The following is a 4,643-nucleotide window of genomic DNA, read 5'->3' on the forward strand; positions in this document are numbered from 1 at the left end:
CCGGGCGGACAGGAGGCCTGCCAGCCGGACCGCGCTCCGCGCACCCGTGCTGATCACCGTGACCGGCACGTGGGGGAGCGGCCTGTCCGCCCTCAGCCGGTGCAGGTCGGCGATCATGTCCCAGCGGGCCAGCCACTCCCCCGCCACCGCGGCGGACACCTTGCCCACGCGGTAGACGCCGTACGGGTCGCGCACGCCGGTGAGCAGCCGGTGCGCCGCGGGCCCCGCGAGGCGGGCCAGGGCGGTCGCGCCCCACGTGCCGCCCAGCGCGGGCAGCCACCGGCCGGCGCTCCCGGCCGCGGAGAACGGCCTGCGCTCCCCCGCGCCGGCCGGGTCGATCAGGACGAGCTTCGCCACGCGGAGCGGGTGCAGCCTGGCGAACGCCTCCGCGTGCCAGCAGCCCACGCCCTGGGCGACGACGATCACCTGTTCCGGGTGCGAGGGGGCCAGCGCGGCCAGGCGGGCGGCCTCGCCGTGCAGGGTGGGCGGGTCGGGCGAGCACGGGCTGAGGCCGAGGCCCGGGCGGTCGAAGCGGATGACGCGGTGGGTGGCGGCCAGCCGCGCGGCCACCGCGTCCCAGTGGAACCAGGCGCCGCCGAGTCCCGCGGTGATGAGCACGGCGGGCCCGGAGCCCTGCTCGACCACGTGCGGCCGCGCGTCCCCGTGCGGCGCCGATGCGCGGACGATCACGTCGTCCGAGACGAGCAGGTGGAGCGCCGCGTACACCAGCCAGATCGCGAACATCGTCAGCTGCGCCCGGTGCGCGATCCCCACCCCGTGCCGGTCGGCGTTCGCGGCCATCACGAGCAGTGTGGCCGCCAGTCCCAGCCACGTGAACAGCCACGACACCCACGAGCGCCATCGCGCGCTGAGCAGCACCATGGCGACCAGCACGGCGGCCGTGGCCAGCGCACCCACCAGCAGGTGCGCGTAGTGCCCGGACGACATCGGCCGCCGCCCGCAGGACGGATCGCTCAGCGTGGCGCAGTCCAGCGGGAACAGCCCCGCCGCGAGGGTGAGCAGCCCGAAGGCGGCCAGCGCCAGCCAGCCCCGCCCCTCGCGCGCCGCCGTCGGCACCAGCGCCACCCCGAACACGCACGCCAGCCCCGACAGCGCGTCGCTCACCCGGAACAGCCGCGTCCACGGCTGGTCACGAGCGGCCAGCTCGCTGACGTACCCGTCGGTCCTGTCGACCCGCGGCGTCGTGAACTGGCCGGTGATCCACGCACTGCCCAGCACCGCCGCCACGATGAGCGCGGAGGCCGCGAGCACGTACAACCTTCGCTCCACGTGATCATTAGATCACTCAAAGTGGCGGGCGCTCTGTCAGAGACCGGGCGCGCCCCAGACCGGAAACCAGCGGCTGAGGTCCTTCTCCAGCGGCAGCTCGCCCTCCAGGACGCCTCTCACCTGAAGTTCGAGCGGGTTGTCCCGCCTCTGCCCGGCGAGCGGGGCGAACGGGTAGAACGTCCCGCGCTTGTAGAGGTACACGATCGCCAGCCGCCTGCCGTCGTCCTGACCGGCGAAGGACACCAGCGAGCACAGCAGGGAGGGCCCGAACCCGGCCGACTCCAGCGACGAGTTGACCGCGTGGAGCTCGGTGACCAGGTCGCCGAGCTGGTCGGGCGAGCGGCGCACCAGCAGCCAGGTGTAGCCGTACGAGTCGTGCGACTCCTCGACGCGCTCGCCGAGCAGCGCCTTGATGTCGCGTTCGAGCGTGGCGAACGCGCCGCCCTCCGCGGCCCTGAACGCCACCGAGCCGAGGCCGGTGGGCACGAGCCCGGTCGCGGCCTGCAGCGTCACGGCGGCGGACGGCAGGGCGAACAGCGCATCGAGGTTGGGTTTGACCGGTTTCGAGCGGCCGAGCAGCGCGTCGAGCCAGCCCATACGGGTTCAGCCCCTTCCGAGCTGTTTAGAGATGTTCGTCAGCTGCTCCAGCCGCCGTTCGAGCGACGGGTGGGTGGAGAACAGGTTCGCCAGCGACTCGCCCGGGCGGGCCGCCGGGGCGAAGTAGAAGGCGTTGAACGGCGCCGCCTCGCGCAGGTCCTCGGTCGGAATCCTCGCCATGTCACCGCTGATCCGCACCAACGCGCTGGCCAGGGCGGACGGGCGTTGCGTGAGCAGCGCGCCCGCGCGGTCGGCCGACAGTTCCCGGTAGCGCGACAGGGCGCGGGTGAGCAGGAAGCTGATGGCGTACACGACGACGGAGACGAGCAGGATGATCAGGCCGACGGGCACGCCGCCCTGGTTGCCGTTGCGGCGGCCCCCGAGACCCGTGAAGAGGGCGAACCTGGTCATGAGCCCCGCCACGATGCCCAGGAACGAGGCGATCGTCATGACGGCGACGTCGCGGTGGGCGACGTGCGACAGCTCGTGCGCGAGCACGCCTTCGAGCTCCTGAGGCTCCAGGCGGCGCAGGATGCCGGTCGTCACGCAGACGACGGCGTTCTTCTGGTTGCGGCCGGTGGCGAACGCGTTGGGGACGTCGGAATCCGCGATGGCCACCCGCGGCTTGGGCATGTCGGCGAGCGCGCACAGCCGGTCGATCAGGCCGTGCAACTCGGGGGCCTCCTGCGGCGAGACCTCCCGGCCGTGCATCGCGAACAGCGCGATGCGATCGGACAGGAAGTACTGCACGAACAGCAGACCCCCGGCTATCACCAGCACAGTCAGTGCCCGCACGCCCAGAGAGATCAGGACGCCGACGAACACGACATAGAGCAACCCGAGCAGGAACATCGTCACGGCCATGCGGGTGGTCAGCCCTCGGTCGGACGCGAACCGCGTGCCCATGGCTTAACCCGGGATGAGGCCCTGGTCGCCCAGCATCTCCCGGACCTCCTCGATCGAGGCGTCCGCGGGGGGAAGGATCAGCTCTGACGGCTCAAGGCTGTCGTTGGGAAGCGCCTTGCCTACTTGGCGCACCTTGTCGAGCAGTGCGTGCAGCTTCGTGCGGAAGACCGGCTCGTCGCCCACCTCGATGGCGGCTTCCAGCTCGCTGTCGAGCTCGTTGAGCACCGCGATGTCCTCGGCGGAGATCTGCACCTGGCCCTCGCCCATGATCCTGACAATCATCATGCGCCCTCCCCGGGCTGGCGAAGCTGCTGGGTCTGGCTCTGGCCCTGCTGCGGCTGCGCCTGGGGCTGCTGCTGCGGCTGGCCCTGCTCGATGGCGGACTTGGGCGCGGGGCCCTGGCCCAGCTCGGCCTTCATCCTGGCCAGCTCCAACTCTACGTCCATGCCGCCGCCCATGCGGTCGAGCTCGGCCTGGATGTCGTCGCCGCGGGTGCCGGTGTAGTCGTCGAGCGCGCCGCTGGCCAGCAGCTCGTCGATCGCGCCCGCGCGGGCCTGCATCTGCGCCGTCTTGTCCTCGGCGCGCTGGATCGCCAGGCCGACGTCACCCATCTCCTCGGAGATGCCGGAGAACGCCTCGTTGATGCGGGTCTGCGCCTCGGCGGCGGTGTAGGTGGCCTTGATCGTCTCCTTCTTCGTACGGAAGGCGTCGACCTTGGCCTGCAGCCGCTGGGAAGCCGTGGTCAGCTTCTCCTCCTCGGCCTGCAGGTTGTCGTGCTGCAGCTTGAGGTCGGCCATCTGCGTCTGCAGATTGGAGCGACGCTGCAGCGCCTCGCGGGCCAGGTCTTCGCGCCCCACGGACAGCGCCTTGCGGCCCTGGTCCTCGTAGCGCTGAGCCTGCTTCTCAAGCCCGGTTATCTGGAGCTCCACCCTCTTGCGCGACGTGGCGACGTCGGCCACACCCCTGCGGACCTTCTGCAGCAGCTCGAGCTGCCGCTGATAGGAGTAGTCAAGGGTCTCGCGCGGATCCTCCATCTTGTCCAGGGCCTTGTTGGCCTTGGACTTGAAGATCATCGAAAGTCTCTTCATCACGCTCATGCGCGTCGGCCGTCCCCTTCTAGGTCGTGCTGGTGTTCACCCAATGCAGCGCAGCCGCCTTGGGATTACCCTACGCATAACGCACGAGGGCGTCACTAAGTTGCAGTCCAGGTAGGGTTGACGTCGTGTTGCGACGCCGTTCCCAAACCTCCGTGGACGACACCCCCGTCCCCGATGACGATCCTAAGCCCCAGGGTAAAGGTCGTCCCACACCCAAGCGCCGTGAGCAGGAGAGCAGGCGGCGCCAGCCCGTTCACGCGCCCAAAGACCGCAAAGAGGCTTATCGCCAGATGCGGGTCAAACAGGCCGCCGAGCGCGACAGGGCTCGTAAAGGCATGCTCGCAGGTGACGAGAAATATCTTCCTGCTCGTGACAAGGGCCCCGCGCGCAAGTTCGCGCGTGACTGGGTCGACGCACGGCGGCTGCCGAGCCAGTATTTCCTGCCTTTCTCGCTACTGATCCTGCTGGCGACGTGGGTCCCGTGGCCGATGGCGGTCCGCGCCCAGGTGCTGGGCTACGTGGTCACCATCGGGTGGCCGATCATGATGATCGGCGTGCTGTTCACCTCGGTCTACGTGGCCTGGAAGGTCAAGCGGGAGGTGGCGGAGAAACTGCCCGGCGAGAGTGTCAAGGGCGTGGGCTTCTACGGGGCGATGCGTGCCCTGCAGATCCGCAGGCTCCGCTTCCCGCCGCCCACGGTGCTGCCGGGCGGCAAGCCGGTGCCGCCCAAGAAGTAGGCCGCGGCCCCCTTAC

The 4,643-nt window shown here is 70.3% G+C and carries 6 protein-coding genes; 1 reads left to right on the forward strand and 5 read right to left on the reverse strand.

All coding sequences use genetic code 11. From position 1 onward, the window contains the following. From AB0J09_RS56810 to AB0J09_RS56830, 5 genes are all read right to left on the reverse strand, one after another. Positions 1-1,290, reverse strand: a 1,290-nt coding sequence (locus AB0J09_RS56810; RefSeq protein WP_360711061.1) for an alpha/beta fold hydrolase, incomplete at its 3' end; no start/stop codon positions are given. 36 nt (positions 1,291-1,326) lie between these two features. Next, positions 1,327-1,887: a hypothetical protein gene (locus AB0J09_RS56815; protein ID WP_360711063.1), complete on the reverse strand. Its 561-nt coding sequence runs from the start codon at positions 1,885-1,887 to the stop codon at positions 1,327-1,329. 6 nt (positions 1,888-1,893) lie between these two features. Further along, positions 1,894-2,793: a zinc metalloprotease HtpX gene (htpX, locus tag AB0J09_RS56820; RefSeq protein WP_360711066.1), complete on the reverse strand. Its 900-nt coding sequence runs from the start codon at positions 2,791-2,793 to the stop codon at positions 1,894-1,896. Positions 2,794-2,796: 3 nt separating this feature from the next. Further along, positions 2,797-3,075: a hypothetical protein gene (locus tag AB0J09_RS56825; protein ID WP_360711072.1), complete on the reverse strand. Its 279-nt coding sequence runs from the start codon at positions 3,073-3,075 to the stop codon at positions 2,797-2,799. Further along, positions 3,075-3,890 (reverse strand): PspA/IM30 family protein, encoded by an 816-nt coding sequence (locus AB0J09_RS56830; protein ID WP_360711069.1) that lies wholly within the window; start codon positions 3,888-3,890, stop codon positions 3,075-3,077. Before AB0J09_RS56830 ends, AB0J09_RS56825 begins: the two co-directional genes overlap by 1 nt. Before the next feature lie 152 nt (positions 3,891-4,042). Between AB0J09_RS56830 and AB0J09_RS56835 the strand changes: the two genes are divergently transcribed. Beyond that, positions 4,043-4,627, forward strand: coding sequence for a DUF3043 domain-containing protein (locus AB0J09_RS56835; protein WP_360711075.1), 585 nt, complete (start codon positions 4,043-4,045; stop codon positions 4,625-4,627). Positions 4,628-4,643: the final 16 nt, after the last annotated feature.

It is taken from the genome of Nonomuraea sp. NPDC049784 (assembly GCF_040659615.1).
In the GTDB taxonomy this organism is placed as follows: domain Bacteria; phylum Actinomycetota; class Actinomycetes; order Streptosporangiales; family Streptosporangiaceae; genus Nonomuraea.